This window comes from Salinisphaera sp. T5B8, assembly GCF_040361255.1.
Lineage (GTDB): Bacteria > Pseudomonadota > Gammaproteobacteria > Nevskiales > Salinisphaeraceae > Salinisphaera.
On sequence record NZ_APNG01000013.1, the window covers coordinates 57,069 to 83,492 of the forward strand.

The 26,424-nt window shown below is 64.6% G+C and carries 27 protein-coding genes; 10 read left to right on the forward strand and 17 right to left on the reverse strand.

Annotation, left to right across the window (positions count from 1 at the left end):
- The first annotated feature begins 78 nt into the window (after positions 1-78).
- Positions 79-936, forward strand: coding sequence for a phosphatase PAP2 family protein (locus tag T5B8_RS12655; RefSeq protein WP_353179257.1), 858 nt, complete (start codon positions 79-81; stop codon positions 934-936).
- A 10-nt stretch (positions 937-946) separates the two neighbouring features.
- Here T5B8_RS12655 and T5B8_RS12660 read toward each other — a convergent pair whose 3' ends face one another.
- Positions 947-2,743, reverse strand: a complete 1,797-nt coding sequence (locus T5B8_RS12660) for a monovalent cation:proton antiporter-2 (CPA2) family protein (protein WP_353179259.1) — start codon at positions 2,741-2,743, stop codon at positions 947-949.
- A gap of 77 nt (positions 2,744-2,820) precedes the next feature.
- Between T5B8_RS12660 and T5B8_RS12665 the strand changes: the two genes are divergently transcribed.
- Genes T5B8_RS12665 through T5B8_RS12675 form a run of 3 tightly spaced genes read left to right on the forward strand, consistent with a single transcriptional unit; the run spans position 2,821 to position 5,308 of the window.
- Entirely contained in the window at positions 2,821-3,654 is an 834-nt protein-coding gene (locus T5B8_RS12665; protein ID WP_353179260.1) for an MBL fold metallo-hydrolase, read from the forward strand.
- A 47-nt stretch (positions 3,655-3,701) separates the two neighbouring features.
- Positions 3,702-5,006, forward strand: coding sequence for an alpha-hydroxy-acid oxidizing protein (locus T5B8_RS12670; protein ID WP_353179262.1), 1,305 nt, complete (start codon positions 3,702-3,704; stop codon positions 5,004-5,006).
- Positions 5,007-5,017: 11 nt separating this feature from the next.
- Positions 5,018-5,308 (forward strand): DUF3301 domain-containing protein, encoded by a 291-nt coding sequence (locus T5B8_RS12675; RefSeq protein ID WP_353179263.1) that lies wholly within the window; start codon positions 5,018-5,020, stop codon positions 5,306-5,308.
- A gap of 9 nt (positions 5,309-5,317) precedes the next feature.
- Here the strand turns inward: T5B8_RS12675 and T5B8_RS12680 are convergent, their stop codons facing one another.
- Positions 5,318-5,893, reverse strand: coding sequence for a glutathione S-transferase family protein (locus T5B8_RS12680; protein WP_353179264.1), 576 nt, complete (start codon positions 5,891-5,893; stop codon positions 5,318-5,320).
- A gap of 287 nt (positions 5,894-6,180) precedes the next feature.
- Here T5B8_RS12680 and T5B8_RS12685 point away from each other — a divergent pair, with 287 nt between their 5' ends.
- The 3 genes from T5B8_RS12685 to T5B8_RS12695 all read left to right on the forward strand — a co-directional run bounded on the left by T5B8_RS12685 (position 6,181) and on the right by T5B8_RS12695 (position 9,835).
- On the forward strand, positions 6,181-6,702 hold the full coding sequence (locus T5B8_RS12685) for an acyl-CoA thioesterase (protein ID WP_353179266.1): 522 nt from the start codon (positions 6,181-6,183) through the stop codon (positions 6,700-6,702).
- Between the two features lie 101 nt (positions 6,703-6,803).
- On the forward strand, positions 6,804-8,414 hold the full coding sequence (locus T5B8_RS12690; protein WP_353179268.1) for an OpgD/OpgG family glucan biosynthesis protein: 1,611 nt from the start codon (positions 6,804-6,806) through the stop codon (positions 8,412-8,414).
- Positions 8,415-8,773: 359 nt separating this feature from the next.
- The gene (locus T5B8_RS12695) at positions 8,774-9,835 is read left to right on the forward strand and encodes an Lnb N-terminal periplasmic domain-containing protein (protein WP_353179270.1); all 1,062 of its coding nucleotides are present in this window, start codon (positions 8,774-8,776) and stop codon (positions 9,833-9,835) included.
- Here the strand turns inward: T5B8_RS12695 and T5B8_RS12700 are convergent.
- The 4 genes from T5B8_RS12700 to T5B8_RS12715 form a co-directional block, all read right to left on the reverse strand.
- Positions 9,824-11,059 (reverse strand): patatin-like phospholipase family protein, encoded by a 1,236-nt coding sequence (locus T5B8_RS12700; protein ID WP_353179271.1) that lies wholly within the window; start codon positions 11,057-11,059, stop codon positions 9,824-9,826. The two genes, T5B8_RS12695 and T5B8_RS12700, sit on opposite strands and share 12 nt — an antisense overlap.
- 174 nt (positions 11,060-11,233) lie before the next feature.
- Positions 11,234-12,394, reverse strand: coding sequence for a GGDEF domain-containing protein (locus T5B8_RS12705; protein ID WP_353179272.1), 1,161 nt, complete (start codon positions 12,392-12,394; stop codon positions 11,234-11,236).
- Positions 12,395-12,555: 161 nt separating this feature from the next.
- On the reverse strand, positions 12,556-13,065 hold the full coding sequence (locus T5B8_RS12710; protein WP_353179274.1) for a GNAT family N-acetyltransferase: 510 nt from the start codon (positions 13,063-13,065) through the stop codon (positions 12,556-12,558).
- Positions 13,062-13,517 (reverse strand): acyl-CoA thioesterase, encoded by a 456-nt coding sequence (locus tag T5B8_RS12715; protein WP_353179276.1) that lies wholly within the window; start codon positions 13,515-13,517, stop codon positions 13,062-13,064. The genes T5B8_RS12710 and T5B8_RS12715 overlap by 4 nt, the downstream gene beginning before the upstream one ends.
- A 138-nt stretch (positions 13,518-13,655) precedes the next feature.
- On the opposite strand from T5B8_RS12715, the gene T5B8_RS12720 reads away from it, so the two are divergent.
- The 3 genes from T5B8_RS12720 to T5B8_RS12730 all read left to right on the forward strand — a co-directional run bounded on the left by T5B8_RS12720 (position 13,656) and on the right by T5B8_RS12730 (position 17,272).
- Entirely contained in the window at positions 13,656-14,213 is a 558-nt protein-coding gene (locus tag T5B8_RS12720; protein WP_353179277.1) for a cupin, read from the forward strand.
- A gap of 10 nt (positions 14,214-14,223) precedes the next feature.
- Positions 14,224-15,282, forward strand: a complete 1,059-nt coding sequence (locus T5B8_RS12725; RefSeq protein WP_353179279.1) for an NAD(P)H-dependent flavin oxidoreductase — start codon at positions 14,224-14,226, stop codon at positions 15,280-15,282.
- Between the two features lie 1,471 nt (positions 15,283-16,753).
- Positions 16,754-17,272, forward strand: a complete 519-nt coding sequence (locus T5B8_RS12730) for a nucleoside deaminase (protein WP_353179280.1) — start codon at positions 16,754-16,756, stop codon at positions 17,270-17,272.
- Here T5B8_RS12730 and T5B8_RS12735 read toward each other — a convergent pair.
- The 11 genes from T5B8_RS12735 to cobU all read right to left on the reverse strand — a co-directional run bounded on the left by T5B8_RS12735 (position 17,246) and on the right by cobU (position 26,414).
- On the reverse strand, positions 17,246-17,446 hold the full coding sequence (locus tag T5B8_RS12735; RefSeq protein ID WP_353179281.1) for a DUF2905 domain-containing protein: 201 nt from the start codon (positions 17,444-17,446) through the stop codon (positions 17,246-17,248). The two genes, T5B8_RS12730 and T5B8_RS12735, sit on opposite strands and share 27 nt — an antisense overlap.
- Before the next feature lie 26 nt (positions 17,447-17,472).
- The gene (locus T5B8_RS12740; RefSeq protein WP_353179283.1) at positions 17,473-18,273 is read right to left on the reverse strand and encodes an SDR family NAD(P)-dependent oxidoreductase; all 801 of its coding nucleotides are present in this window, start codon (positions 18,271-18,273) and stop codon (positions 17,473-17,475) included.
- A gap of 82 nt (positions 18,274-18,355) precedes the next feature.
- Positions 18,356-19,498: a TAXI family TRAP transporter solute-binding subunit gene (locus tag T5B8_RS12745; protein WP_353179284.1), complete on the reverse strand. Its 1,143-nt coding sequence runs from the start codon at positions 19,496-19,498 to the stop codon at positions 18,356-18,358.
- Between the two features lie 145 nt (positions 19,499-19,643).
- Positions 19,644-20,267, reverse strand: coding sequence for a class I SAM-dependent methyltransferase (locus tag T5B8_RS12750; RefSeq protein ID WP_353179285.1), 624 nt, complete (start codon positions 20,265-20,267; stop codon positions 19,644-19,646).
- 304 nt (positions 20,268-20,571) lie between these two features.
- Positions 20,572-21,489 (reverse strand): cobalamin-binding protein, encoded by a 918-nt coding sequence (locus T5B8_RS12755; protein WP_353179287.1) that lies wholly within the window; start codon positions 21,487-21,489, stop codon positions 20,572-20,574.
- Positions 21,489-22,514: a threonine-phosphate decarboxylase CobD gene (gene cobD / locus T5B8_RS12760; RefSeq protein ID WP_353179288.1), complete on the reverse strand. Its 1,026-nt coding sequence runs from the start codon at positions 22,512-22,514 to the stop codon at positions 21,489-21,491. Before cobD ends, T5B8_RS12755 begins: the two co-directional genes overlap by 1 nt.
- Positions 22,505-23,431, reverse strand: a complete 927-nt coding sequence (cbiB, locus tag T5B8_RS12765; protein ID WP_353179290.1) for an adenosylcobinamide-phosphate synthase CbiB — start codon at positions 23,429-23,431, stop codon at positions 22,505-22,507. Before cbiB ends, cobD begins: the two co-directional genes overlap by 10 nt.
- A complete protein-coding gene (gene cobS / locus T5B8_RS12770; protein ID WP_353179292.1) occupies positions 23,422-24,216 on the reverse strand; it encodes an adenosylcobinamide-GDP ribazoletransferase in 795 nt (264 codons plus the stop codon). Before cobS ends, cbiB begins: the two co-directional genes overlap by 10 nt.
- The gene (locus T5B8_RS12775) at positions 24,204-24,839 is read right to left on the reverse strand and encodes a histidine phosphatase family protein (protein WP_353179294.1); all 636 of its coding nucleotides are present in this window, start codon (positions 24,837-24,839) and stop codon (positions 24,204-24,206) included. The genes cobS and T5B8_RS12775 overlap by 13 nt, the downstream gene beginning before the upstream one ends.
- Positions 24,832-25,890 (reverse strand): nicotinate-nucleotide--dimethylbenzimidazole phosphoribosyltransferase, encoded by a 1,059-nt coding sequence (cobT, locus tag T5B8_RS12780; protein WP_353179296.1) that lies wholly within the window; start codon positions 25,888-25,890, stop codon positions 24,832-24,834. The genes T5B8_RS12775 and cobT overlap by 8 nt, the downstream gene beginning before the upstream one ends.
- Entirely contained in the window at positions 25,887-26,414 is a 528-nt protein-coding gene (gene cobU / locus T5B8_RS12785) for a bifunctional adenosylcobinamide kinase/adenosylcobinamide-phosphate guanylyltransferase (protein ID WP_353179297.1), read from the reverse strand. The genes cobT and cobU overlap by 4 nt, the downstream gene beginning before the upstream one ends.
- Between the last annotated feature and the right edge of the window lie 10 nt (positions 26,415-26,424).

The following is a 26,424-nucleotide window of genomic DNA, read 5'->3' on the forward strand; positions in this document are numbered from 1 at the left end:
GCCGGATGATCGTGGCCGTGTCACATGCCTGCAACAGCGTGGGTATACTCGCGCCAAGCTTTGATTCCCGGTATTACCATGGCGCCCTTGCCATTCTGGCAACTATTGCTCGGCTTTGTCGGTTTATTGGTCATAGGCCATTTCGTGGCCTGGTGGCTATGGCGGGCGCTCGCATTTTCCGGGCCACGCCTGGGCCGCGGCATCAGCGGGCTGGCCTATCGCCGCCGCCTGCTGACCACCTTGCAACGCCGTGCACCGAAAACCACGGCGGTCGTCGGCGCGCGCCTGAGCGTCGAACGGTTCACCGGTCTGCCGTTGACCCTGTTCGTCGGCCTCGCACTGTATCTGATCGTGCTCGCGGCGGGACTGCTCGAAGACCTGTTCGAAGGCGAGGAACTCGTTGCGTTCGACCAGCACGTCAACGAGGCCCTCGCGGTGCTGCGCGACCCGCACTTTCTCAAGCTCGTCAACGGCATCACTTCGCTGGCCAATCTGGAAACCCTGGTCGCGATCACGATCGTATCCATCGGTTTTCTGTGGGCCCACCGACGTTTCAGCTATATCCCGGGGCTGCTGCTGACCGTGATCGGCTCGCAATCGATCGCCTATATCGGCAAATACGCCATCGATCGCGACCGGCCGGATTTCCTCACCTTCGCCAGCGCCAGCACGCCGTCTTTTCCCAGCGGTCATGCGACCGGCGCGATCGCCGTCTACGGCTTCATCGTCTATGCCATCGCCCGCGACATGCCCGGCGTGCGCCGGCGCTTCGAGCTGGGCTACTGGGGCTGTGCGCTCATCGCTTCGATCGCCGCCAGCCGGGCGATTCTGTCGGTGCATTTCGCCAGCGATATCGCCGCCGGGCTGCTGGTGGGCGGCTTCTGGCTATTGTCCGGTTTTGCGCTGACCGAATTCCTGCGTCAGCGCGAACATTGACCGCAAACGCTTATTTGCGCGCCTCGTCGTCGGCGTGATCGGCGGCATCGCGCTCGAACTGTTCCTCGAGCTCCTGGGCGGCTTCCATCACCAGCTTGGCATAGCGGGTATCGTCGTCGGCCGCTTCGTAATGCTCGAACAGCCGTTTTTCATCATGGCTGCGAAACATGCGTTTGGCGCGGTCGATTTCGTCGGACTTGAAGCCGAGCATGCGCATTGCGTCGCCCGCCAGTTCCAGACTGGATAGAAACGTTTCGCGCTGGAGCACGGTAATACCCAGATCCATCAGCTCGTAGGCATGGCGGCGATTGCGTGCCCGCGCAATGATCTTGAGATGCGGAAAATGCTCGCGCACGGTACGCGCGGTGGCCAGCGACGCCTCGCGATTGCCAATGGCCAGCACGAACACACTGGCCTCGTCGGCGCGGGCGGCACGCAACAGCTCCAGGCGCGATGCATCGCCGTAATAGACCTTGTTGCCGTACTTGCGCACGAAATCGACCTGATGGACATTGATTTCGAGCGCGGTAAAGCCGATATGCTTGGCCCGCAGCAAGCGGGCCACGATCTGGCCGACACGCCCGAAACCGGCGATGAGCACCGGATGCTCGGAGCCGTCCGGGGTATCGAAGGTCGGCTCGCTCTTGGGCGTACGCCAGTCGTTGTAATAGGCCACGAGTTTCACGAACAACGGCGTGAGCACCATCGACAGGGTCACCGTCGCCACCAGCAGATCGGCCTCGGCCTGCACGAACAGGCCGCCGGCCACGGCCGTCGACAGAATGACGAACGCGAATTCACCGCCCTGCGGCAGAAAGGCGGCCAGCCCGCGCGAGGCGCTCCAGCTCAGGCGGTGGCGGCGCCCCAGAATGAACAGAATGGCGGCCTTGACCGCGATCAGCCCCAGGGTCAGCCCGAGCAGGAACAACGGCTGGGCCGCGATCAGCCCCAGGTTGATCGACATGCCCACGGCAATGAAGAAAAGTCCCAGCAGCAGATCCTTGAACGGATCGACATTGGCTTCGAGCTCGTGGCGATATTCCGAATCGGCCAGCAGCACCCCGGCCACGAACGCGCCGAGCGCGACCGAAATACCGGTCGCATTCATCACCACGGCCGTGCCCACCACGATGAGCAGGGTCATGGCGGTGAATATCTCGGGCATGCGCGTAGCCGCGACCAGCCGGAAGATCGGGCGCAACAGATAGTGACCGCCAACCACCATCGCCGCCATCACCAGCGCGATCTTGCTGGTTTCCCACAGGGCACCGAGAAAGCTCACCGACTCGCTGCCCGACGACAGCAACGGCAAGAGCGCGAGAATGGGAATGACGGCCAGATCCTGAAACAACAGGATCGCGAATGCCGCACGCCCGTGCTTGGCGGTCAGTTCACCGCGCTCGGCCAGCAGTTGCAGGGCAAAGGCGGTCGAGGATAACGCCAGCGCCAGCCCGGCCACGATCGCCGGCGCGGGCGGCAGCGACAGCAGCAACGAGGCTGCCAGCGCCAGCGCGGCCGCGCTCAGACCGACCTGCAACCCGCCCAGACCGATGATGGCCTTGCGTAGCGCCCATAATCGTTTGGGCTGCATCTCCAGGCCGATGATGAACAACAACAGCACAACGCCGAATTCGGCAATATGCAGCACTTCCTCGACTTCGCTGATCAGCCCCAGACACCAGGGGCCAATGACCACGCCCGCGCCCAGATAGCCCAGCACCGAACCCAGGCCCAGGCGCTGGGCGATCGGCACGGCCACCACCGCCGCAGCCAGAAAAATCGCGATTTCCTCGAGTAACGGCTCCACCCTGTCTCCCGGTCGATCGCCAGTACGGCGTTACTTCAGGCATGATTCTAGCGGAAGCTCGACAAGAGAAAGACGCGATGCCGGCAACGAGAATTCATCACCTGAACTGCGCGAGCATGCATCCGCTGGGCCGGCCGTTACTGGAGCACCCGGGCCAACTGCAGGACTTCCATGGCCTGGTCTGTCATTGTCTGCTTATCGAAACCGAGGCCGGGCTGATTCTGGTCGATACCGGGCTCGGCGTGGCCGATGTCACGCAGGGGCGCAGCCGCCTCGGCGGCATGTTCTCGCATGTCGTACGCCCGGCGCTGCGCCACGAGGAAACCGCGCGCCACCAGATCGAGGCGCTCGGCTTTTCGGCCGACGACGTACGCCATATCGTACTCACCCATCTGGATGTCGATCATGCCGGCGGCATTGGCGATTTTCCGCAGGCACGCGTACACGTACTGGCCAGCGAATATGCCGCGGCGCAGGCACGTCGCCATATCAAGGAACGCGATCGCTACCGGCCAGCCCAATGGGCGGCAACCGACGACTGGAAACGCTACGAAGTCGATGGCGAGCGCTGGCAGGGTTTCGACGCGGTGCGTGCGATCGTCGATAGCGAGCCCGATATTCTGCTGGTGCCGTTGACCGGGCATACCCGCGGGCATGCCGCGATCGCCGTACGCGCCGAAACCGGCTGGCTGCTGCATGCCGGCGATGCCTATTTTCATCGCGACGAAATCGGCCAGCGCCCCTGTTGCCCGTTCGGACTCAAAATGTTCGAGCGCCTGATGGCCGTCGACAACCGTGACCGCGCCCGTAATCAGGCACGGCTGCGTGAACTCGCACTCAGCGCATCGGATATCGACATATTCTGTAGCCACGATCCGGTCGAATTCGCCCGCGCCAGCGGCAGCCGTTGAGTCGCAGTTGCTAAGCTCGTGGCCACGGCCCGACAACAACAATACCCATGAGCCAGCCCCCGCAACCCACCGGCGCGCTTGCCCGTCAGCAGGCGATCTATAGCAACGGCATGTCCGGCGCCCGGCCGACGGTGCCGACCGACTATGCCGCGCTGGAAGCCGCGGCCGAAAAGGCGATGTCGGAACAGGCCTATGCCTATATCGCCGGCGGCGCCGGGCGCGAATCCACCATGACCGCCAACCGGCGTGCCTTCGAGCGCTGGCGCATCGTGCCGCGCATGCTGCGCGATGTCGAAGCACGCGACACGACGACGACATTGTTCGGCCGGCGCCTGAATACCCCGTTCGTGCTGTGCCCGATCGGCGTGCTCGAAATGGCCCATGCCGATGCGGATATCGCGGTCGCGCGGGCCGCGGCCGCGCGCGGTGTGCCGATGCTGTTCTCCAATCAGGCCAGCCGCTCGATGGAGGAGTGCACCGCGGCCATGCAGGACATCAATCCCGATGCGCCGCGCTGGTTCCAGCTCTACTGGTCGAAATCCGACGCGCTGGTGGAATCGCTGGTGGCGCGGGCCGAGGCCTGCGGCTGCGAAGCGATCGTGGTGACCCTGGATACCACTTTGCTGGGCTGGCGCTCACGCGACCTGGATCTGGCCCATCTGCCGTTTCTGCTCGGTCAGGGCATCGCCCAGTACACATCGGACCCGGTATTTCGGGCCAGCCTCGCCGACGTGCCCGACGATGGCCCGCGCCCGAAGATCAACACGCGCACGCTGCGTAACGTCCTCGCCGCGGCCCGACATTATCCGGGCTCGAGCCTGCGCGCGCTGACCAGCGGACAGGCGCTGGCGGCCGTGCGTCAGTTCATCGCCACCTATTCACGCCCGAATATCACCTGGGCCGATCTGGCCTGGCTACGCCAGCGCACCAAGCTGCCGATCGTGCTCAAGGGCATTCTCGATGGCGAGGATGCGCGGCTCGCCGTCGAACACGGCGTGGACGGGCTGATTGTGTCCAATCACGGCGGCCGCCAGGTCGACGGCGCACGGGCCAGCCTGGATGCGCTGGTCGAAGTGGTGGCCGCCGCGCCCGAGCTGCCGGTCATCCTCGACTCGGGCGTGCGCGGCGGCGCCGACGTATTCAAGGCACTGGCGCTGGGCGCGAGCGCGGTAGGCATCGGCCGGCCCTATGCCTATGGTCTGGCCATCGACGGCGAAGCCGGCGTGGGCGCGGTGCTCGATAACCTGGCGGCCGATTTCGAACTGACCATGGCCCTGGCCGGCTGTCGCGATATCGATGCCATTCGCGCGGGCGCGAGCCGGCTGGTGCGCGACGACCACCGCGCGGACTGAGCCGGCCGGCGATGTTCGAGTTCTTTCCTTGGCTGATCGGCCTGGCGCTGGTCGCCCTGTTCTGGTGGCAATCGCTGGGCGCGCGCTCGGCGGCCCGGCGCGCTGCGCTCGCGGCCTGCGAACAGGCCGAGGTGACGTTTATCGACGAACTGGCCTTTCAGCGCATCTGGATCGGGCGCGGCGCGCTGCGGCGCCGCTATCGCTTCGAGTTCTATCGCCGCGGCGACCGACGCTATTCAGGCCATGTGGACATGCACGGCCAGCGCGTCGCCCATATCGAAATGGAACCCTACCCCGTTTGATCGCGGCGCCTATCCCGCCTGACGCGGATCGGTTTCGGCCACCATCGGCTTGTCCTTGAACCGATTCTTGAGCGCGAGGAGCGCGCCATGATCGGCGAAGTCGAACAACTCGCGCATTTCGGCCCAGTCGATCAGGCAATACAGACAGATGCTCGGATAATGCCATTCGTCGAATGCGCCGGCCGTGGCCATCTCCGACAGGGCATCAATACAGCGTTCGATGCGCTCATGCTGGAGGCGGTAGAACAGGATGTCGGGCCCGGTGGCCAGACCGGATTTCTTGGACAGCGCGATGGTCACCATGGAATCGTTGGCGCCGTCGATGAGGGTGAGCTGGTTTTCCTGGGCCCATGACAGCGCGGCAAACCCCATCTTCTCGGACAGATAGCGCGCAATCACCCGCGAGTCGTAGATTGAATGATCCGCGTCGATGAGCATCGGCACCTTGAGCGCGGGGTTGTTGCGACGCAGTTCGTCGCGATCGGCGCCATAGATATCCAGGGCCTCGAACGCATAGTCGCTGCCACCGAGCAGCAGGCGTATGCGGCGTACATAGGGCGAAGTCGAAGAACCAATGAGTTTCATGAGCGATGCCTCGTTTTCGCACAGGCGTTTGGGGTGTCCCAGTCTACAGCTTCGTCTGGATTGCGCGTGCGGCTCGGGAATCTCTGTGTCACCCCTCGCGGATCGCGTTCGAGTCCTCAAAATGCGTTGCGACAAGACGTGCGAGCGCAGCGCCTGCCTCATTGGCAGGTCAAGCCCGCACAACGCGGTGGCAGCGCATTTGAGGCCGAACCCCGTAGGGGCCGTCGGCGCGACCACGACAGGTTGTGCAGAGATTCCCTAAACTACGACCAAAGCCTTTAATCGCCATGCGCATGAACGACAGCCAGAACGGCCACGGGGACGTCAACGACAACACCGAGATCACGCTGCGTTTTCTCGCCGAACCATCCGACGTGAATTTCGGCGGCAACGTGCATGGCGGCAACGTCATGAAATGGATCGACCATGCCGGCTATACCTGTGCCGCCAACTGGAGTTCGGCCTATTGCGTGACCGTCTATGTCGGCGGCATCCGCTTTCTCAAGCCCATCAGCGTGGGAGACCTGGTCGAACTCAAGGCCGAACTCATGCATACCGGACGTACCAGCATGCATATCTCGGTCAGCGTGCATGCGCGTAACCCGCGCGACCGGCAGCGGCGCTTCACCACCCACTGTATTCTCGTGTTCGTGGCCCTCGACGATAGCGGCAAACCGCAACGCATACCCGCCTTCGAGCCCGCCAGCGAACGCGCGCATCACCTCAATGCCTATGCCCGACGCATGATCGAACTGCGCGAACAGCTACGCAGCGAGTCCGAATCCTTTCTCGGTGCAGTCAAGGCCTGAGGCGCGATTGGCGAGCGCGGGCCTGCGCCTGGCGCCAAACGCGATGGGGAACCCTCCCGGCCACTGCCTGTCTTGTCTTTCGAATTCATCACGAGCGACCCATGAATCGACGCAACCTGTTGAAGGCATCGCTGGCCTTGAGCGCCCTCGGCCTGCCCGCATTCCCGACATTCGCCCAGAACGTACGTACCGATGAGCACGGCGAACCCTTCGATTTCGATCGCCTGAAACAGCGCGCCAAGGCATTGGCCGCCAAGCCGTATCACGACAACGCAGAAACGCTGCCGCCGACGCTGGCCAATCTCGAACCGCTGAAATACCAGCAGATTCAGTACGATCCCAAATACGCGATCTGGCGCGACGCGCCCAACACCGACCTGAGCCTGCGTTTTTTCCATGTCGGCATGCAGTTCAACCTGCCGGTGCGCATGCACGTGATCGACCCGGACACGCAGCGCGCTCACGAGATTCATTTCGACCCGAAACGTTTCGACTACGACGGCTCCGGTGTCGATCAGGCCCAGCTCAAGGGCCACGATTTCGGCTATGCCGGCTTCAAGCTGATGCGCCGTGACGACGCCGACCATATCGGCGAGATCGGCGCCTTTCTCGGGGCGAGCTATTTCCGGTTTCTCGACAAGAACCAGCAGTACGGCCTGTCGGCCCGCGGGCTGGCGATTGATACCGCCACCGAGCAGACCGAGGAATTTCCGGATTTCACCGCCTTCTGGTTCGAGCAGCCGCACGACGGCCAGCAGGCCATCGTCTATGCCCTGCTGGACTCGCCAGGCGTGACCGGCGCCTATCGCTTCAAGATCGATCTGGTCGAAGACGGCACGGTCATGGACGTGGACATGCAGCTGCATACCCGCCATCAGATCGGTCGTCTGGGGATCGCGCCCATGACGAGCATGTTTCTCAAGGGCACCAGCCAGGCCCAGGCGCGCGATACCATTCATCCGCAGGTTCACGACTCCGACCGCCTGGAAATGTGGCGTGGCAACGGCGAATGGGTCTGCCGTCCGCTGTTCAACCCGAAGACTTTGCAATACAACGCGTTTCCGGACGAGAACCCCCGTGGTTTCGGACTCGTGCAGCACGATCACGATTTCGACAACTATCGCGACGACGTCGCCTGGTACAACCGCCGGCCCAGCCTGTGGGTGGAACCCACCAGCGATTGGGGCAAGGGTCAGATCGCGCTGTTCGAGCTGCCGACCGTGGGCGAAACGGTGGACAACATCGGCGCATTCTGGATTCCGGACGCCCCGGTCAAAGGCGGTCAACAACTCGACTTCAGCTACAAGCTCTACTGGCTGCCACTGCCGCCGGTTCAACCCACCCTGGCCCAGGTGGAAAAAACCTGGTCGGGCATGGGTAACGTGCCCGAGGGCTGGATTCCCGGCGACAAGTCACCGTCGGAATACGCCCGCCGCTTTGCGGTGGACTTCGTCGGCGACCCACTCGACAACTTGCCCGAAGATACACAGGTCGAAGTGGAGGTCGAGGTGTCGCGTGGCAAGCTCGGCATGGTTCAGGCGCGCCGCTTCGAGCCGATCAAGGGCTATCGCGCCATCTTCGACTGGGTGCCGGAGACCCATTCCGACGAAGCGGTATCGATTCGGCTGTATCTGCGCGCCGGCGATCGGGCGCTCACCGAAACCTGGCTGTATCAGTGGGTACCGCCCAAAGCCGACGAACGCTATTACTAGGGCCTGTTAACACTAACGCCAACCGTCGCGTTGCCTTCCAGAAATTCGCCAGGCGAGGCGCGAGGAGAGATGTTTGGTGAGCCAAATGAACGACGAGCAACGCTGCATGGTGGATTTCTGGACGCAACCCGTAGGGACGCGGGCCATTTTTGCGCAATCCGGCATTGCAGCTCGCTCGTGTCGCAAAGGCAGATCTCGCTCACCGCGCATTGTCTTGCACGAAAATGGGCCGCGGCGCGGCGATTTCGTTAGCGTTAACAGGTCCTAGCCAGCGGCATGCATGACAGCCCGACGCCGCCGACCGAGGCGCATCCGTTGCCGGCCCCAGTACCGACAGCACGCGATTCGGCGCGCTCTGCATGAATACGCTGTGGTTCCACCTGCTCTGGCAGGCGCCGCTCGCGCTGGGCGTGCTGTTGCTCGCTGTCTGGGGCGCGCTGGCTCTGTATTTTCGCGGTCCCGACGCGCAGATACTGCGTATGCTCATCATCGCCCTGTGGGGATTCGCGGCCGTGGCCGGGCTTGCCGGTATCGTGGGCATCCGTACCGGCACGCCGGCCATCGCGGCGCTGTCGTCGTTCGTGCTGGCGACGTGCATGCTCGCCCTCTGGTGGCATACGATCCAGCCGCGCCAGGATCGCGACTGGGCGCCGGATGTGGCCCGCCTGCTCCACGCACGCATGGACGGCGATATCGTCACCCTGGACAACGTGCGCAACTTCGCCTGGCGTAGCCGCGAGGATTTCGACGCGCACTGGGAAACGCGCCAATACGATCTATCGCAGCTGAGCAGTGCCGATCTGATCGTGTCCTACTGGATGGGCCCGGCCATTGCCCATACGCTGGTCAGCTTCGGCTTTCGCGATGGCCGCCATCTGGTGTTTTCGGTGGAGGTGCGGCGCACCCGCGGGCAGAAGTTTTCCGCTATTGGCGGTTTTTTTCGCCAATCCGAACTGGTGCTGGTGGCCGCCGACGAACGCGATATCGTGCGCACCCGCAGCAACGTGCGCGGCGAAACGGTGTATCTCTACTCGGTCGCACTCTCGAGGGCGGCCATGCGCTCGCTGTTCGAAGCCTATGTGGCCGAGGCCGACCAGCTCGAAGACGCGCCGCGTTTCTACAACACACTCACCTCCAACTGCACGACGCTGGTCTACGACATGGTCAAGCGCATCGTGCCGGGCCTGCCCTGGGACTACCGACTCCTGGCCTCGGGCCGGCTGCCGGACTATATCTACGACCTGGGCGCACTCAATACCGCCTACCCGCTGGCCGAGCTCAAGCGCCGCGGCTATATCAACGAGCGCGCACAGGCCAGCGATCGCGACGGCCGGTCCACGCCCGGATTTTCGCGCGCCATTCGCGAAACCGTGCCGCCCGCCCCCGAGCCGGGTACGACAAGCCAGGCCTCAGGCGCGTAGAAACGCCTCGATTTCGTCGCAGCGTTCATGGGCATCGCGATAGCCGATATCGATCAGCGCGCGGGTGTACTCGGGGTCGAATAGCAGATAGCTGGTCAGATCCGCGCTCTTCGGGTCGGGGCTGCCCAGCGTTTCCAGCATGAAACGCACCGAGCGCGGCATGCGCGAAACCAGCTGGCTGGCGATATCGGCGAAATCCTCGGAGGGCGAGACGACCAACGGCTCGACCACGCGCATGGGCTCGTGCACCTGCACGTCCACCGCCTGCGACTCGCTGCCGCCATAGGCACGTACCAGTTCGTTCATGCGCCGCAAATGGTCGAGATCGGCATCGAGATGATCGAGAAAGATCGCGTTCAGAAATACCCCGCAGATCTGCGACAGCGGCGGGCGCGGCGGCAAGCGACGGGCATCGAGGCTGTCGACATGGGTGGCGAGTTCGGCCTCGGTGAGTTCCTTTTCGCTGGCACTGCAGCGAATACCGATCGCCAGCACGCGCCGCGCGCCCAGGCGGATCGCCGGGCTCAAGGGATTGGTCAGACGCATGGCGCCGTCGCCGAACCAGGCCTGGGTGCCGCCGGTATTGAGCGCGACCGGGGCGAACACCAGCGGAATGGCCGCCGAAGCACAGACATGGTCGACCGTGATCGTCGCCGGCAGGGCGATACGCCGGCTCTTATGCCACAACGGATGGTGGGCCCGGCCTTCGATAAAGGTATAGGACTTGCCCGAGTGATAGCCGGTCGCGGTAATCGCCAGCGCATAGAGCCGGCCCTGGGCGATCGCGCGGCGAATACCGGCGACCGGCAGTTCGCGTTCGAGCAAGCGCTTGAGCGGTGCGGCATCGAGCAAGGACTGCATACGCCCGGCGCCCAGCCAGGGCCGCAGGGCGGCATCGCCCAACAGGCGCCCGACATTGCCGGCCAGGGCGCGCAGATCGGTGCGATAAACCTGATCGGCACTCAATGCCGACCATAGCGCAGCCAGATGCGAGGTGGCCTCGTGCAGGCGCTCGCCGCGGGCCGCGAGTGCCGCGCCGTTGATCGCCCCCGCCGAGGCGCCGGCAATGATATCGAACGGCGCGGGCGCCTCGCGCAGGGCCGGTATCTCGCCGATACGCTTGAGCACGCCGGCCTGATAGGCACCGCGTGCGCCGCCGGCCGTCAGGGCCAGCGCCGTGAGATTGGACGGCACACCGGACTGGCGAACCTCATGCGCACTCATGCCGACCCCGATCGCCATTCGTTATAACCGCGCATCGACACCCACACTCCAACCTGCAACGCGTTGAACGCCAGGCTTTGAACCAGAGTTCTGATCAAGCAAGTTGGATGCCAGAATGCTGCAGCGCGGCATAATCGTGGCAATAGGCGCGCGCAGGCAGGTTTCAGCCGCTGGTCATGGCGCGTTCAAACGTGGCCGCGTCCGGGCGCCGGCATCGGCAGCCACCGGACTGCGTTCGGCGCCATCCGGAATGCCGTGCACACGATCGCGCCCGGCCTGTTTGGCTTCGTAGAGCGCCTCGTCGGCATTCTGGATCAGCACATCGATATCCGGGGTCTGGCGCGCACCGGGCCGGTAGCTGGCCACGCCGATACTCACGGTCAGCGCCAGCGTGTGCGGTGCCTCGGGTAACCCCTCGAACGGCTTGTCGGCCACCGCACAACGCATGCGCTCAGCGGCCACGAGTGCGGCCCGATGCGAGGTTTCGGGCAGTAGCACCACGAATTCTTCACCGCCGTAACGCGCGATCAGGTCGCTTTTGCGCACATGGGGTTCGATTGCATCCACCACATGGCACAACGCGGCATCGCCGACGATATGGCCGTAGGTATCGTTGACCTGCTTGAAATGATCGATGTCGATGAACAGCAGACTCGCTCGACGCTGGCTGCGCCGGTGGCCTTCCAGAATACGCTCGCTTTCGATGAAGAAACGGCGCCGATTGGCCAGCCCGGTCAGCGCATCGGTCACCGCCAGCCGCTCGACGCGTCCGCGATAGACAAACACGCGCCAGTACAGGTATTCGCATAGCAGCTGAATACCCACCACCGGCACGAAACCCATCCACACATAGGCGTTATAGATGTCCCAGGGCAGCGCGGCCAGACCGAACGGCGCCAGCATGAGCGGAAACACACAGACACCGGTCATCACGGCCAGCGCGAAACGAATCGACTGGCCGACCAGCAAAAACGGCAGGAAGATGAAGAAGTAGAGATAACCGCCGATGCCGTATTGCGCGCCGTTATCGAGGCGCGACAGCACCATGATGAACGTCAGCGATACCAGCAGGGGCACGCAAACCGCCGCGATTTTCGCCAGCCGGGCATGGATATTGTTCCAGCTCGCCGCCAACCAGACGCATACCGACAGCGACTCGATCAGACGCAGCCCGATGGTATCGCGGGCATGCAGTGGATCGATCGCGTGATCCCAGATGATGGTCGTACACAGGAATGCCGCGGTGATCACCAGCGCCCCGCGGGCGAACATACGAAAATCGTTACGCTTGGCCGCGAGATAATCGCCACGATGGATACGGCCCAGCCAGAACATCACGTTCCTGAACTGTCCCGCCGTTTGTTCGGCTCGATGCTCCCGGCCCATGCACTCCCCTCGTGCCGCCCCACGCGCGTACGCGATCACCCCTGTTGATATCTTGTTATCGGCCGGACCGCGAAATTATCTTCACGCCCGCCCGGCTGCCACGCTCGGACTTATCGATCCGCCAGGTCGACGAGACGCTTGTACATGACCAGCGCATCCACCTCGCCCTCGATGGGATGACGAAACGCGCCCGGCAGCCGACCGGCGATGTCGAAGCCGTGCCGCTGCCATAGCCGAATCGCACCGGTATTGGTGGCCACCACAAGATTGTATTGCATGGCACGAAAGCCGAGCGCGATGGCCTCGCGTTGCGAATGCTCGCACAGGGCGCTGGCCACGCCACGACCGCGCGCGTCAGCGGCGACGATATAGCCGCAATTGCAGACGTGATTGCCGCCGCCGGGCTGATTGAACTTGAGAAAATAACTGCCAAGTATCGTACCGTCCGCCGCGTTCACGGCCACGAACGTTCGCAGCGGCGTATCCATCCAGAGCGTGCGGGCGTCGGCTTCTTCGATATCCACGGCCACTGCATAGGTTTCACCCGCGCGAAATACGGGCTCGATGATCGGCCATAGCGCGGGCCAGTCTTCGGCTCGGGCCTGTCGTATCGCAATCATTCGGGGCGTTCCGGACCGGCGTGATCGATCAGCACGTCCGGCGCGCCGCGTTCGAAGCGCTCGCGCAGGTCGTCGGGAATCGGCGTCTTGACCAGCGGCTCGGCCTGCATCATCACGTACACCGCTTCGGCCTGGCATACCGGCTTGGCATCGGCCGCGCGTACGATCGTGTAGCCGATGGTGAACGAGGTCCGGCCGAGTTTGATCACTTCGACCCGCGCTTCGAGCACGTCGTCGAAATGCGCCGGGCCCTGCCACTCGAGGGTGAGCTTGACCACCTGATTATCCAGCCCCCGGGCAAGCAGCGCACGATAGTCGCGCCCGAGTGCACGCATGAACTCGGTCATCGCAAGATCGACATAATCCGCATATCGCGCATTGAAGACCACACGCTGGGCGTCGCATTCGTTATAGCGCACGCGAAATCGGTAACGAAACGGCATCGAGGACATGGCATTCTGAGTGTTGACGTGAACATGCGCCGCGGCTCGCGGCCTGTACCGGCCGCAGTCTTTACGCGCACCGATACCGCCGCGCACATTAGCAGGCCGTGCCAATCGTCGCAGTTCGCCCCGACCTGTTTGCTGCCCATGAACGATTTCCAAGACGCCCCCACGCCCCCCACAGCAGCGAATGCGCCAGAGCGCCTGTGGTTCGAGGACGACGGCCGCACGCCGAACAGCCGTTACCCGGTACTGTGCTATCGCGGTCTGACACTGGCTGATGGCTCGCCGGCCGACGCGCTAGAAGCGCTGTTCGCCCACAACGGCTGGCCGCCGCAATGGCGTGGCGGCGTGTTCGATTACCACCACTACCACGCCCGCGCCCATGAAACTCTGGGCGTGGCGCGCGGCCAGGCCACCCTCGTGCTGGGCGGCGAGGGCGGACGCGCCATCGACCTCCGCGCCCGCGATGTGCTCGTACTGCCGGCCGGGACCGGCCATTGTCGGCACAGCGCGAGCGAGGACTTCGAACTGGTCGCTGCCTATCCACCCGACCAGCAGAACTGGGATCTGTGCCGACCGGGCGACACCGATATCGCCACCGCCCGGGCCACGATCGCCGCCCTGACCACGCCGGGAAACGACCCGGTCGGCGGACCACACGGCGCGCTGACCCGCGACTGGTGCGAAACCAACAAACCATGAGAGCTATGACATGAGCTGGCAAAGCGAATTGACCACCCGGCTGGGCATCGACCATCCGATCATCCAGGCGCCCATGGCCGGCGGCACGACCACCCCGGCCCTGGTGGCTGCCGTTTCCAATGCCGGCGCGCTGGGCGCGATCGGTGGCGGTTATATGGCCGCCGACGATCTGGCCGCGACCATCGCCGAAACGCAGACCGCCACGGATCGGCCCTTCGCTGTCAACCTGTTCATTCCACAGCCGTTTCAGATCGATAACACGCGCATCGAACAGGCCAACGCCCGGCTGAATATGTTCCGCAGCGAGCTGGGTATCGAACGGCCGGCCGCACCGCGACGCTACGCGCAGCCGTTTGCCGATCAGTTCGATGCCGTGCTCGAAGCCGGCGTGGCCGTTTTCAGCTCGACGTTCGGCCAGCTCGAGCGCACGCGCATCCAGGCGCTACAACAACGCGGCATCTGTGTGATGGGCACGGCCACGACCGTTGCCGAGGCCCAGGCCCTGGCCGAAGACGGGGTCGACATGATCGTCGCCCAGGGCAGCGATGCGGGCGGGCATCGTGGCAGCTTTCTCGCCAGCGCCGAACAGTCGATGATCGGCACCCTGTCGCTGGTGCCGCAGATCGTGGACCGCGTCGATGTGCCGGTGATCGCTTCCGGCGGCGTCATGGACGGACGCGGCATGGCCGCCTGCCGCATGCTCGGCGCGGCCGGCGTACAGATGGGCAGCTCGTTTCTGACCTGTGCCGAAAGCGGTGCCAAACCGGCCCACAAACAGGCGCTGCTCGAATCGGCCGACCGGCCGACCAGCGTCACGCGTGCGTTTTCGGGCAAAGCCGCACGCGGACTCACGAACCGCTTCATCCAGCATATGGCGCCGATCGAATCCGCCCTGCCGGATTATCCGGTGCTCAATGCCTGGACCAAGGATATTCGGGCTGCGGCCGGCCAAGCCGACCGCGACGAGTTCATGTCGCTATGGGCCGGCCAGGCCGCAAGCCTGGCGCGTACCATGAGCGCCGGCGAACTCGTGGACACCCTCATGCGCGAATACGACGCCTGTTTTTGACTATGTATGAACCGCCACGATTACTTAGGCAAGCAGGTTGTCCGCAAATGCACGCCAATAAGACGAAAGACAGATGGTTTGACGGCCACTTAGGCTGCTGCGCGCACCGCATGCTGAAAGCCATCCGCAGACGCGGCACGATAGGTGCGAATGTCGGTAATCGACTCTGTGATGGCTTCGTTCATTAAGAGGGACCGCAGATTTCGCCGATTACGCAGATGAACAAGCGCGACCTATGCGCCAGCACACAGCGAACGACCGTGATTGGCTTTCTTCGATCTATGTGATCTGTGTGATCTGTGTGATCTGCGGACCTTGGCTTACCGCGAGTGCCAACCCAGTCAATGCGGCAATGCAGTCGATCGCCCACCACGGCCGAATCAACAAATCGGTGTAATCTGCGTAATCTGCGGATAAAGGGCTTTTCTCGCGAGTAGATTGTCCGCCAATGAACGCAAATACACGCGAATAAAGCGAAAGACAGGTGGCTCGACGGCCAGGCGTAACGACTGCAACCTCCTGTCTTTGACCCGGGTGACCGGCGGACCTTTGCCTACCGCTAGTGCCACCCGAATCAAGGCGCCAATGCAGTCGATCGCCCAACACGGCCGAATCAACAAATCGGCGTAATCTGCGTAATCTGCGGATAAACGGCTTTCCCCGCGAGCAAGTTGTGGGCTCGACGGCCAGACGTGCCGTTCACGCCGCATGCGAAAGGCAGACCGCAGATGCAGCACGATGTCGGCGGATTTCAGTCATCGCGCGTGGATGGTTTCGTTCCTTAAGAGGAACCGCAGATTTCGCAGATTACACAGATGATCAAGCGCGGCCCATGGGTCAGACGACAGCGAACGACCGCGATGGCCTGTCTTCGATCTGTGTGATCTGCGTTGATCTGCGGACATTGGCTTACCGCTAGTGCCAACCCAGTCAACGCGCCAATGCAGTCGATCGCCCACCACGGCCGAATCAACAAATCGGCGTAATCTGCGTAATCTGCGTAATCTGTGGATAAATGGCTTTTCCCGCGAGCAGGTTGTCCGCCAATGAACGCGAATACACGCAAATAAGGCAAAGACAGAAGTCTCGACGGCCAGACGTGCTTTTACGCCGCATGCGCACCTGTTGGCCCAACCCACAGCTGCCAACATTTGCGTTTATTGGCGTGCATTCGCGGACGGTTTTTACCTTGTTTTAAGACGAAAGACAGCTCGTTCGAAGGCCGAGGGTGTGTTCGCTACGCATGATCAACGGCCTGTCTACGAAATAGCTGCCTTATATTCGCGTTCATTGGCGTGCATTCGCGGACCGTTTTCCTTGTTTCAAGACGAAGGATAGATGCTCGAAGGCCGGTGGCGCTGTGTTCGCGCCGCATGCGGGACTATGCCCATAATCCAGACCCTGTTTGCCCAACTGCACAGCAAGGTTTCACGAGAAACGTTATCCCGACAGTGCCTTACGCGAGACAACCATGATCGACGCCAACGACAGAAGCCATCTCGAGGGCTGTATCGCGCTCGCCGAGCAGGCCGTCGAGGCCGGCGACGAGCCCTTCGGCTCGGTGCTGGTGGACGGCCGTGGCCAGCTACGCGCCGAAGACCGCAACCGGATTGCCGAAGGCCCGGGCGATGCCACGCGCCATCCGGAATTCGCGCTCGCGCGCTGGGCCGCGGTCCACATGAGCCCGGCCGAGCGCGCAGCGAGCACCGTCTATACCTCCGGCGAACACTGCCCGATGTGTGCGGCCGCCCATGCCTGGGTCGGCCTCGCACGTATCGTCTACGCCAGCAGTTCGGCCCAACTCGTGGCCTGGCTGACCGAACTCGGCGCGGCGCAGCCGCCGGTCACGCCGCGACCGATTCACGAAATCGCTCCGGGCGTTGCCGTGGCCGGGCCCGTGCCCGATCTGGCCGAGCGTGTGCGTGCGCTACACATCCGCCGACATGCCGAGCGCCAGGGCACCCTATCGGCCAAACAACCAGAACAATAGCGATACCACCGCGCTGACCAGCACCATGGTGGTCAGCGGAAAATAGAACACGAAGCCCTCGCGCCGGACGACGATATCGCCCGGCAGGTGGCCGAGTCCGAGCCGGCCGAGCAGCGGCCATAGCAGGCCGGCCACCACCAATATCACGCCGAGGACAATGAGCGTACGCGCCACGATGTGTTGGAAAATCTCCGGCTCGTTCAGCCTTTTTCGTTGAACATCTGGATACGCCCGCCGTCGACCACCAGATCGTGGCCGTTGACGAATGCGGCCTCGTCGCTGGCCAGAAACACCGCCGCATTGGCGATATCCACCGCATAGCCCGAACGCGGCAAGGGCGTGGCGTGGGCGAGATTGCTCGTGAGCTTGTCCAGCTTGGCGGCGTTTTCTTCGTCCGAGAGGGTCTGTGCGCGCGCCGACCCGCCCCAGAAGATGGGGGTGGCGATCGCACCCGGCGAGATCGCATTCACGCGAATGCCGTGTTCACCCAGTTCCACGCTGGCGATGCGGGTGAAATGGGCCGCGGCAGCCTTGGCGCCGGAGTACAGATAACCGCCCTGATTGAGCCGATGCGCGGCGATACTGGCGTTGTTGATGATGCTGCCGCTGCCTTGATCCTTCATCACGCGCGCGGCGTGCTTGATGCCGAAGGCCACGCTGCCGGCCAGCAGGCGCATGAAGTGGTCGAAGCTGTCCTGGTCGATCGTCTCGGCGGTGCTGCGCTCGCCTGCGCCGGCATTGTTGAACAGACAATCGAGTCGGCCAAAGCGTTCGACCGTGGCATCCACGAGTGCGGCCATTTCGGCTTCCTGGCTGACATCGGTACGCATGAACGCGACCTTGTCGCCGAGTTCGGCGGCCAGGGCTTCGCCCTTGTCCACGCTGCGCGCGGCGAGCATGAGCGTGGCGCCTTCCTCGGCAAAACGGCGGGCCGTGGCCTCCCCGATGCCGCTGGTGGCGCCGGTGATGATGACGATCTTGTTTTCGAGTCGTGCGGTCATGGGTGATCTCCTGCAACGACGAAACGCCTGCTCGTGCCCAAGGGCAAGCAGGCGTTTCGTCCGGGCTGGGTTTGTCCCGTATCTATTGTTGTTCGAGTTCGGCCAGGGTCTGTTCGCGGCGCTTGTTCCACAGATCGACAAAGGCGTCTTCATCCATGTCCGAGGCCTGACCGACAATATCCTGCCAGGCCGCGCGCAGCGCCTTCAGACGCGCCAGACGGGCCTCGTTCCACTGCGCGGCGTCGTCGTTCCAGACGCCGATCTCCTTGAGATAGCGAATCGCCCCCGGATGGAACGGCGCATCGATCGGCGGTACCGCCGCGTCCTTGATGGCATAACGCGGCGCGGTGGCGGTGGCATTCTTGTAAATGCCGTAGGTTTCATCCAGCGCCTTGGTCACCGCATAGGCGGTATCGTCGTCCATGCCGGCGCGCACGGTCAGCACCGGGTAACGATAGGCCATCAGCTGAGCCGGCTTGTCTTCCGACAGGCCTGCGCCCTGGGTTTCCGAAACCGGCTTGAACAGCGGTGCGACGTTGTTCAAACGTTCCCAGCCGGCTTCGTCGTTCGGATCGAGATCGAGCCACTTGATACCGCGCGCCTCGGCGAGTTCGTACATCTGGCCGGTGGCGGTCACCGTGCAGGTCACATCGGCCTTGTTTTCCGACAACGAAGCCATGGTGGCGGCATAGGTCGGGAACGTCACCACCTCGACATCATCACGGGTCAGCCCGGCGAAGGCGAGCATGGCATCGCACTTGAGGCTGCTCGACGGGTTGGCCGCGGGATAGGCCACACGTCGGCCCTCGACATCGGCCACCGACTCGATCCCGGCATCGGCTGCGACCGCCATGCCGAAGGAATTGACCTTGCCCATGAGCACGCGCAGATCCTGCGGGCCGAAGCGCGGCGTGGCGAAATCGAACAGGCCTTCGGTGGCGAAGAAGGCTTCGTTACCGAGAAAGCCGATATCCGCGCGTTTGTTCAGGATCGGTTGCAGGCGCCCGATCGCCGAACCCGACGGCTGAATACGAACCCGCATGCCATATTCGCGGCCGAAGGCATCGGCAATCGCCGAGGCCTCGGCATAGCCGGATGCGCCCAGGTCATAGGCCGTCCATACCATCGTACGCGGTAGCCCATCGGATTGGGCCAGGGCGGCTGTGGTCGAAATCGTGGTCAGGGCCAGGCCCACCATCAGGCAACGCGCCAGTGATCGCAGCATCGGTTCTCCTCCGTTCGCTGTGGTTTTATTGAAATATCGTTTTGCGAACTTTTGCACGAACCGCGCACACACGCAATCGCATCGGTCGACCACGTGGCTCGCGAGCGGGCCGGTGCCGGCGCATTCGCGCCTGGAACCAGGGCTCTTAGGCGCTGGACGCCGGGGTAAGCAAAACCCAGGTCTGGGCGTGCAGGCCGGCAAAGAGCGGTACGCGCTCAACAATACGCAAACCGGCCTGTGCCACTTCCGCTTCGAACGCAGCGCGCGGAATCATCTTCACCCGCACTGTCCTGCCCTTGAGGCGCATCAGCGCGCGCTTGCTCCAATAATGCAGGCAGGCATCATCGTAATAGGTCAATACGATCTGGCGCCCGTCCCCGGCCAGCGTCTGCAAGGCACGCACGCGCAGCGCGCGCCGGGCCGAATGGGCCTGCTCGGGCAAGGCCTGGAGCACGTCTGCCTGCTGGGCGTGGTCGCGCTCACCGAAGTCCGTGTGATCCCGATAGATATCGACCATGGCCTGCGACTGATCCAGCGCGCTGACCTGAAAATTCATCTGCTTGAGCAATGGGTAGAAACGGCCATAGCCGCAGGGCAGATCCACGATATGGCCGTTGCAGTCAGCATGGGGTCGGGCCAGCAGGCGCGCGGCCAATCGTTGCTCACGCCAGGCCACGACGCGCTGGAAGAGGCCGCGATAACGGCGCTTGGCATAGCGCCGGCCGGCATCGGATTTTTGAAAAGGTCGGGTGGATTCAGCTTGGCGCACGGACACGTCTCGGTTAAGGCCCCGAGATGAGCCTACGCGATCGCGTTGGATGAGATATGAATCGCTATTATCGCGTCTTTTTGATCCGGCCGACCGGGCGTGTTCCACTCAAACAGAAAATAAGTAGACCCTTGTATTAGCTGAATTTAGTAATCTGACTTAGCCATTTGAAGAAAAACTCAAATCCTATTAACTGCATGCTGACTGCATTTTTATGGGGATTTCGATGCGCGCTTTGAGCTGCTGGCTCTAAATTCTGTTTTGCATCCCAGGCGCCGAGCCGGTACACACACTGCGCGGGTATTCAGTGCGGGTCGCGGCGGACGCTGTCGAGCTGACGACAGAGCGTGGTCGCGCCGTCGAGCACGCGTACCGTCGCCCGCTGAATGAGATCGGGCGGCACGAAAAACAGATGGTCGTTTTCGACTGCCTGCAGCCCGGGCCAATCGCGCCAGTCGTCCAGCCAGTCGGGGCGTTCCTCGCCCATGCCACTGGCCACGATCGCCTGTGGATCGCGTTCGAGCACCGATTCGATCCCCACCTTGGGTGCCAGCGAAACCGCATCGGCAAAGATGTTGCGCCCGCCGCACAGCCGGATCACCTGGCCAACGAGCTGGTTGCCGGCCAGCGTCTGGAGCGGGTCGTCCCAGACCTGGTAGAACACACGTACCGGCGCGCGCTCGCTGTAGCGTTCGCGCAGCGCCGACAATCGGCGAGTAAAACGTTGCGCGGTGGCATCGGCGGTGGCCGACGTAGCGCCCAGCACGCCCAAATCGCGAATGGCGCGGGCGATATCCGTGAGTTGGCGTGGCCGATCGACATACACCGGAATGCCCAGCGCGTCGAAGCGGGCCAGCGTGGCCGGATCGCCGCCCTGGCCCGAGGCCCAGGCCACCACCAGATCCGGATTTTTCGCGACCACGGCTTCCAGGCTGATATTGGTGTAGCCGCCGACTTCCGGGATCGCCCGCGCAGCGGGCGGGTAATCGCTGTACGACACCGCGCCCACGATACGATCACCCAGACCCGCGCTGTAGAGGTTTTCCACCAGATGCGGGGCGAGTGCAACAATGCGTTGCGCGGGTGCGTCCAGGCGAATGGTCTGTCCACGAAAATCGCGAACTTCGACCGCTGCCGCCGCCGCAGTGGTCACACCCAGCAAGGCAGCCAGCGCCGCGATAACAACGACACGCAAACGCGCGATGGCGCGATGATCCGACATCAGCACAATCCTCTTTCAGCCACCGTCTCGAGCGCGGCGCCGAGCCGTGTCTGCGCGGTACCATCGCCCGGCAGACCGAAGCGCAGCCAGCGGCCGTTATCGCCCAGACGGGTCCATATGGCCTGTTCGGCCAGCGCCGCGTGAATACGGCCTGCCTGTTCGTGGTCATCGAAAAACACGCTGGTGAATAGCCCGGCACTGACAACGGCCTGTTGTAAACACACCGTTTCCAGGCGTCTTGTCAGTGCGTGGGCCCCGGCCGCGATACGCGCCTGCTGGGCGGCCTGCCAAGCACGATCGGCCAGCGCATGACAGCCGATCCAGCGCGCCGGATGGCTCACGCCCCAGGGCCGTAACTGCGCCTGCAGGCAGGCTACCTCGGGCGCGCGCCCGATCAGGAATCCCAGCCGCACACCCGCCAGCCCAAAGAACTTGCCCACCGAACGCAGCACCAGCACATTGGCCGGCCACGCAGTGGTGTGGATGCCGGGATTACAATCGGCGAATGCGGCATCCACCAGCAACAGGCCGTCGCGCCGGGCGAGTTCATCGGCCAAGCCGGCCAGGGTGACGCTATCCGCCTGTTCGGCGGTCGGATTGTTGGGCTGGATGACCACCGCATGATCCAGGGCGACGGCGATGCCCTCCAACTCGGCCAGATCGTGGTAGCGCACGAGCTCGTGACCGGCCATGGCCCAGGCCTGGGCATGTTCGGTATAGCCCACCGCCGGCACGCCGATCCGTGCGGGCCCGCGCGTCGTGCGCACCGCCTTAGGCAGTGCCTGTATCGCGAACTGGCTGCCGGGCAGGGCGGCGATCTCGCCGGCCGGGGCCTGGTAATAGTCGGCCGCGGCCGCGATCAGGCCGTCGTCGGCCTCCGGCAGGCGTGCCCACACCCGGCTCGGCACTGCGGGCACCGGATACGACCAGGGCGCGATCCCGGTCGACAGATCCAGCCAGGCGTCGAGGGCAATGCCATAGCGCGCGCTCGCCACGCGCAATCGGCCGCCGTGGTTCAAGGCCATGCCCAATCCAGTATCGCGATGGTCACAATCCAGAGCCAGAGCGTACGCCCGACCAGCACGATCGCGCGTTCCATATCCGCACTGTCCGGCGGCGTATCGCCGCCAAACACCGGCCGCGACTGATAGGCGCCGTGATAATACGCGCCGCCGCCCAGGCGCAATCGCAACGCACCCGCCCCCGCACACATCACCGGTCCGGCGTTGGGGCTGGCCAGCGCCGACGCCTGGGCGTACCAGCTGCGCAGGCCCGCACGGGTATCACCCACGAGCGCAAACGACAGTGCGGTCAAACGCGCGCTCGGCCAGTTGGCCAGATCGTCGGCACGCGCCGCCGCCCAGCCGAACCGCCGGTAGCGCGGCGTACGATAGCCCCACATGGCATCCAGGGTATTGATCGCCCGATGTGCGATTGCTGCCGCCACGGCACCGGCCGGTCCGGCCGCCAGGCCGCCGACGGCAAACCAGAACAAGCTCGCATGCACGCCGTCACTGGCGTTTTCCAGCAGCGATTCGAGCGCGGCCCGGCGAATCGCAGCAGCGTCCATCGTTTGTGTATCGCGACTGACCAGCGCGGCGACCGCACGACGTGCAGCAGTGATATCGCCGCCCTGCAAGGCCGCTTCAACCGCACGCGTATGTATTTTGAGGCTGTGCCAGGCAATACACAGCCAGAGCCCGAACACCGCCACGATCCAGCCGACAGGCGTCGGCAACGGCGCAATCAGCAGGCCGGCTAGCACGGCCGGCGGTACGACCAGCGCCAACCAGGCGATGGCCCCCGCCCAGCGCCGGCGCGGCAGACGCCGATCAAGCGCCGCGGCCAGACGGCCAAAGCCGACCAGCGGATGGTAGGCCCGCGGCTCGCCCAGCCATGCGTCGAGGCCCAGGCCGGCGAGCACCGCCAGGGTCAGGCCCATAGGCCGCCCCCCAGCACGGCCGCGACCAGCGCGGCGATGACCAGCGCCGCCGCTTCCACCAGCTCGATCAACGCACCGATCACATCGCCGGTATAACCGCCGATCCGGCGCTGCCAGAGCGCGCGCCAGGTCAGGCCCACCACGAACGCCGCCAGTATCGTGGCCAGGCCCAGTGCGATACCGGCAAAAGCCAGCGTCAGCCCCATGACGATCGCGGCCACCACGGCCATATCGCGGCGCGACAGATTGAGCGCCATCGCGCTTGCCAGGCCCTGACGGCGCCGATAGCGCGTGGTGGCCATGAGCACCCCGGCCGCGGTGCGCGCGAGCATGGGGACGACGAGCACTACCACGCCGGCCTGGGGCCAGAGCGCAATCAGCGCCGCGCTCTTGAGCGCCAGCACCAGCACCAGCGCGACCACGGCCATGGGCCCCGCAGCCGGGTCCTTCATCACGGCCAGCGTACGCTCGGCGTCCGCCTGGCCGTGGCCGGCGAACAGGGCGTCCACACAATCGGCGAGCCCGTCCAGATGCAACGCGCCGGTGATCACGACCCACAACACGACCACCAGCGCCGCGCCGAGCATGGCATCGATGCCATGCAGCGCGCTGGCCAGTCCGGCCAGCAGCGCCCCGATCGCGAGCCCGACCAGCGGATAACACAGCACCGACCGGCCCGAATCGGCCGCCGACACGGGGCTCCTGATCAGGCGCGCCATCGGTAGCGTGGTCAACAGGCCGAAGGCCAGCCATAGCGGCTGAAAGAACGCGATCAGGCGCCGCATGTCTTGGCTGCACCGAAGTCGATATTGTGGGCGACCAGCTGGGTATTCGTACGCGCACCGTCCGCCACCACGCGCAGACGACTCAGGCAGGCATAGGGCACCTCGAGACGATGCATCGCCGCGCCAGGCATGGCGAGCAGATCGGCCAGCAGGGCCCGCATAAGCCCGCCATGGGCGACCAGTACCACATGGCCGCCGGCATGGGCGGCCACTGCGTCCTCGAAAGCCGCCCGGGCACGCGCACGCAGCGCCGCCAGCGATTCGCCGCCCGGCGGGCCGTTTTGTTCCGGGTCGTCGAACCAGGCCTGGGCCGCATCATGATCCTGATCCCAGACCTCGGCGACGGGCCGGCCTTCCCAGCGGCCGAAGTCGATTTCGCGCAGGCGCCTGTCGATCGTGCAGCCCAGCCCGCGCTCGGCCGCCAGTTTCTCTGCAAAGACCCGACAACGGCGCAGCGGCGAGGCAATGACGTGCTGCCAATGCGGCTGCGCATCGGCCTGGGCCTGCATGCGGGCCAGCCCGGCAGCGGACAGCGCCACATCCCGGCTGCCACGAAAGATCGCGCCGCCTTCACATTCGCCGTGGCGCAGCAGATCGACGAGCGTTGCCGTGGCTTCAACCATCGCTGCTTGTCACCCCGGCTTCGTCGAAGGTCGCCATGTCGGCATGCAGGGCGAGCGCGTCGGCGATCACACCCAATGCGAGTGCGGCGCCGCTGCCCTCGCCCAGACGCATATCCAGATCGAGCAGAGGCCGGGCCTCGAGCCGTGCGAGCACGCCTGCATGGCCAGTTTCGGCCGAGCGATGGCCGAACAGTTGCCAATGCCGACACGCGGGCGCGATCTCGACGGCACACAGGGCGGCCACACTGGCGATGAAACCATCCACGAGCACGGGCACGCCGGCCTGGGCCGCGGCCACGAACGCGCCGGTCAGTGCGGCAATTTCGAAACCGCCCACACAGCGCAGCACGGCCAGCGCATGGGCTGCGCCCGTCAGGCCCTGCCAACTGGAACCATGCCGCGCCAGCCCGGCCGCAACCACGGCCTGTTTACGGGCCAGCCCGGCGCTATCCACACCGGTCCCCCGGCCGACCACCTGGGCCGGCGTGGCACCGGTCAGGCCCGCCAGCACGGCCGCCGCGCTGGTGGTATTACCGATGCCCATCTCGCCACCAATAAACAGATGCGCCGATGCCCATACGCGCTCGCGACCGGCGCGTAACGCCTGTTCGAGTTCGTCGGCCTGCATCGCCGCACCGGTGGTGAAATCTGCCGTGCCGGGGCCGATACGGGCATCGATGACATCGGGGCAATCGGCCGGCGGGGCGACGGCGCCCAGATCGACGATCGCAAGCCGCGCGTGGTGGCGTCGCGCCAGTACACAAATGGCCGCGCCGCCTGCGGCGAAGTTGGCGATCATCTGCCCGGTCACGGCCTGATCGAAGGCCGATACCCCCTGCGCCGCCACACCGTGATCACCGGCGAAAACAACGATATCGATATCGCTGAGCACCGGCACCGCACGCCCCTGCCAGCCGGCGAAATCCGCGGCCAGCTGCTCCAGCCGGCCCAGCGAACCGGGCGGCTTGGTCAGCACGCCCTGGCGGGCCTGAGCGGCGGCGCGCGCTTCGAGATCAATCGGGGCAATCGGCTGCGTCAGCCAGTCGGTCATGCGTCGTTCTCCTTGAGCGTCAGCGGTAAACCGGCCACCACCAGCGTCACCCGATCGCAGCGCGCGGCCAGCGCCTGGTGCAGACGCCCGGCCTCGTCGGCAAAACGCCGCGACAACGCGCCGAGCGGCACGATGCCCGAGCCCACTTCGTTGGACACGAACAACAACCGGGCCCGGCTGGCGTCGACCGCGGCGAGCAGGGCATCGCGTTCCTCGGCCCAGCGCCCGGGGCGGGCCTCGTCGCCGAGACAATTGCTCAGCCACAGCGTCAGACAATCCACGAGAATACAGCGGTCGGGCGCATCCAGCCGGCGCAGGCACGCACCCAGCGCCTGCGGCGCTTCGACCGTCTGCCAGCGCGCGTCCCGCTGCGCGCGGTGGTGCTGGATACGGGCAGTCATTTGCGCGTCACCCGCAAGCGCCGTGGCCACATAGATCCAGCGTGACACGTCGAGCGACAGCGCCCGTGTTTCCGCGTGGCGACTCTTGCCGCTGCGCGTACCGCCGAGCACGAGTTCCTTCATCGCCTACTCC

Coding starts and splice junctions, on each gene's coding strand:
- T5B8_RS12720 (WP_353179277.1), top strand. CDS start 13,656: ATGAACGATTTCCAAGACGCCCCCACGCCCCCCACAGCAGCGAATGCG.
- T5B8_RS12745 (WP_353179284.1), bottom strand. CDS start 19,498: ATGCTGCGATCACTGGCGCGTTGCCTGATGGTGGGCCTGGCCCTGACC.
- T5B8_RS12685 (WP_353179266.1), top strand. CDS start 6,181: ATGCGCATGAACGACAGCCAGAACGGCCACGGGGACGTCAACGACAAC.
- T5B8_RS12755 (WP_353179287.1), bottom strand. CDS start 21,489: ATGTCGGATCATCGCGCCATCGCGCGTTTGCGTGTCGTTGTTATCGCG.
- T5B8_RS12690 (WP_353179268.1), top strand. CDS start 6,804: ATGAATCGACGCAACCTGTTGAAGGCATCGCTGGCCTTGAGCGCCCTC.
- cobT (WP_353179296.1), bottom strand. CDS start 25,890: ATGACCGACTGGCTGACGCAGCCGATTGCCCCGATTGATCTCGAAGCG.
- T5B8_RS12695 (WP_353179270.1), top strand. CDS start 8,774: ATGAATACGCTGTGGTTCCACCTGCTCTGGCAGGCGCCGCTCGCGCTG.
- T5B8_RS12775 (WP_353179294.1), bottom strand. CDS start 24,839: ATGGTTGAAGCCACGGCAACGCTCGTCGATCTGCTGCGCCACGGCGAA.
- T5B8_RS12700 (WP_353179271.1), bottom strand. CDS start 11,059: ATGAGTGCGCATGAGGTTCGCCAGTCCGGTGTGCCGTCCAATCTCACG.
- T5B8_RS12680 (WP_353179264.1), bottom strand. CDS start 5,893: ATGAAACTCATTGGTTCTTCGACTTCGCCCTATGTACGCCGCATACGC.
- T5B8_RS12725 (WP_353179279.1), top strand. CDS start 14,224: ATGAGCTGGCAAAGCGAATTGACCACCCGGCTGGGCATCGACCATCCG.
- T5B8_RS12665 (WP_353179260.1), top strand. CDS start 2,821: ATGCCGGCAACGAGAATTCATCACCTGAACTGCGCGAGCATGCATCCG.
- T5B8_RS12730 (WP_353179280.1), top strand. CDS start 16,754: ATGATCGACGCCAACGACAGAAGCCATCTCGAGGGCTGTATCGCGCTC.
- T5B8_RS12740 (WP_353179283.1), bottom strand. CDS start 18,273: ATGACCGCACGACTCGAAAACAAGATCGTCATCATCACCGGCGCCACC.
- T5B8_RS12710 (WP_353179274.1), bottom strand. CDS start 13,065: ATGATTGCGATACGACAGGCCCGAGCCGAAGACTGGCCCGCGCTATGG.
- T5B8_RS12715 (WP_353179276.1), bottom strand. CDS start 13,517: ATGTCCTCGATGCCGTTTCGTTACCGATTTCGCGTGCGCTATAACGAA.
- cobU (WP_353179297.1), bottom strand. CDS start 26,414: ATGAAGGAACTCGTGCTCGGCGGTACGCGCAGCGGCAAGAGTCGCCAC.
- cobD (WP_353179288.1), bottom strand. CDS start 22,514: ATGGCCTTGAACCACGGCGGCCGATTGCGCGTGGCGAGCGCGCGCTAT.
- T5B8_RS12670 (WP_353179262.1), top strand. CDS start 3,702: ATGAGCCAGCCCCCGCAACCCACCGGCGCGCTTGCCCGTCAGCAGGCG.
- cbiB (WP_353179290.1), bottom strand. CDS start 23,431: ATGGGCCTGACCCTGGCGGTGCTCGCCGGCCTGGGCCTCGACGCATGG.
- T5B8_RS12705 (WP_353179272.1), bottom strand. CDS start 12,394: ATGTTCTGGCTGGGCCGTATCCATCGTGGCGATTATCTCGCGGCCAAG.
- cobS (WP_353179292.1), bottom strand. CDS start 24,216: ATGCGGCGCCTGATCGCGTTCTTTCAGCCGCTATGGCTGGCCTTCGGC.
- T5B8_RS12655 (WP_353179257.1), top strand. CDS start 79: ATGGCGCCCTTGCCATTCTGGCAACTATTGCTCGGCTTTGTCGGTTTA.
- T5B8_RS12675 (WP_353179263.1), top strand. CDS start 5,018: ATGTTCGAGTTCTTTCCTTGGCTGATCGGCCTGGCGCTGGTCGCCCTG.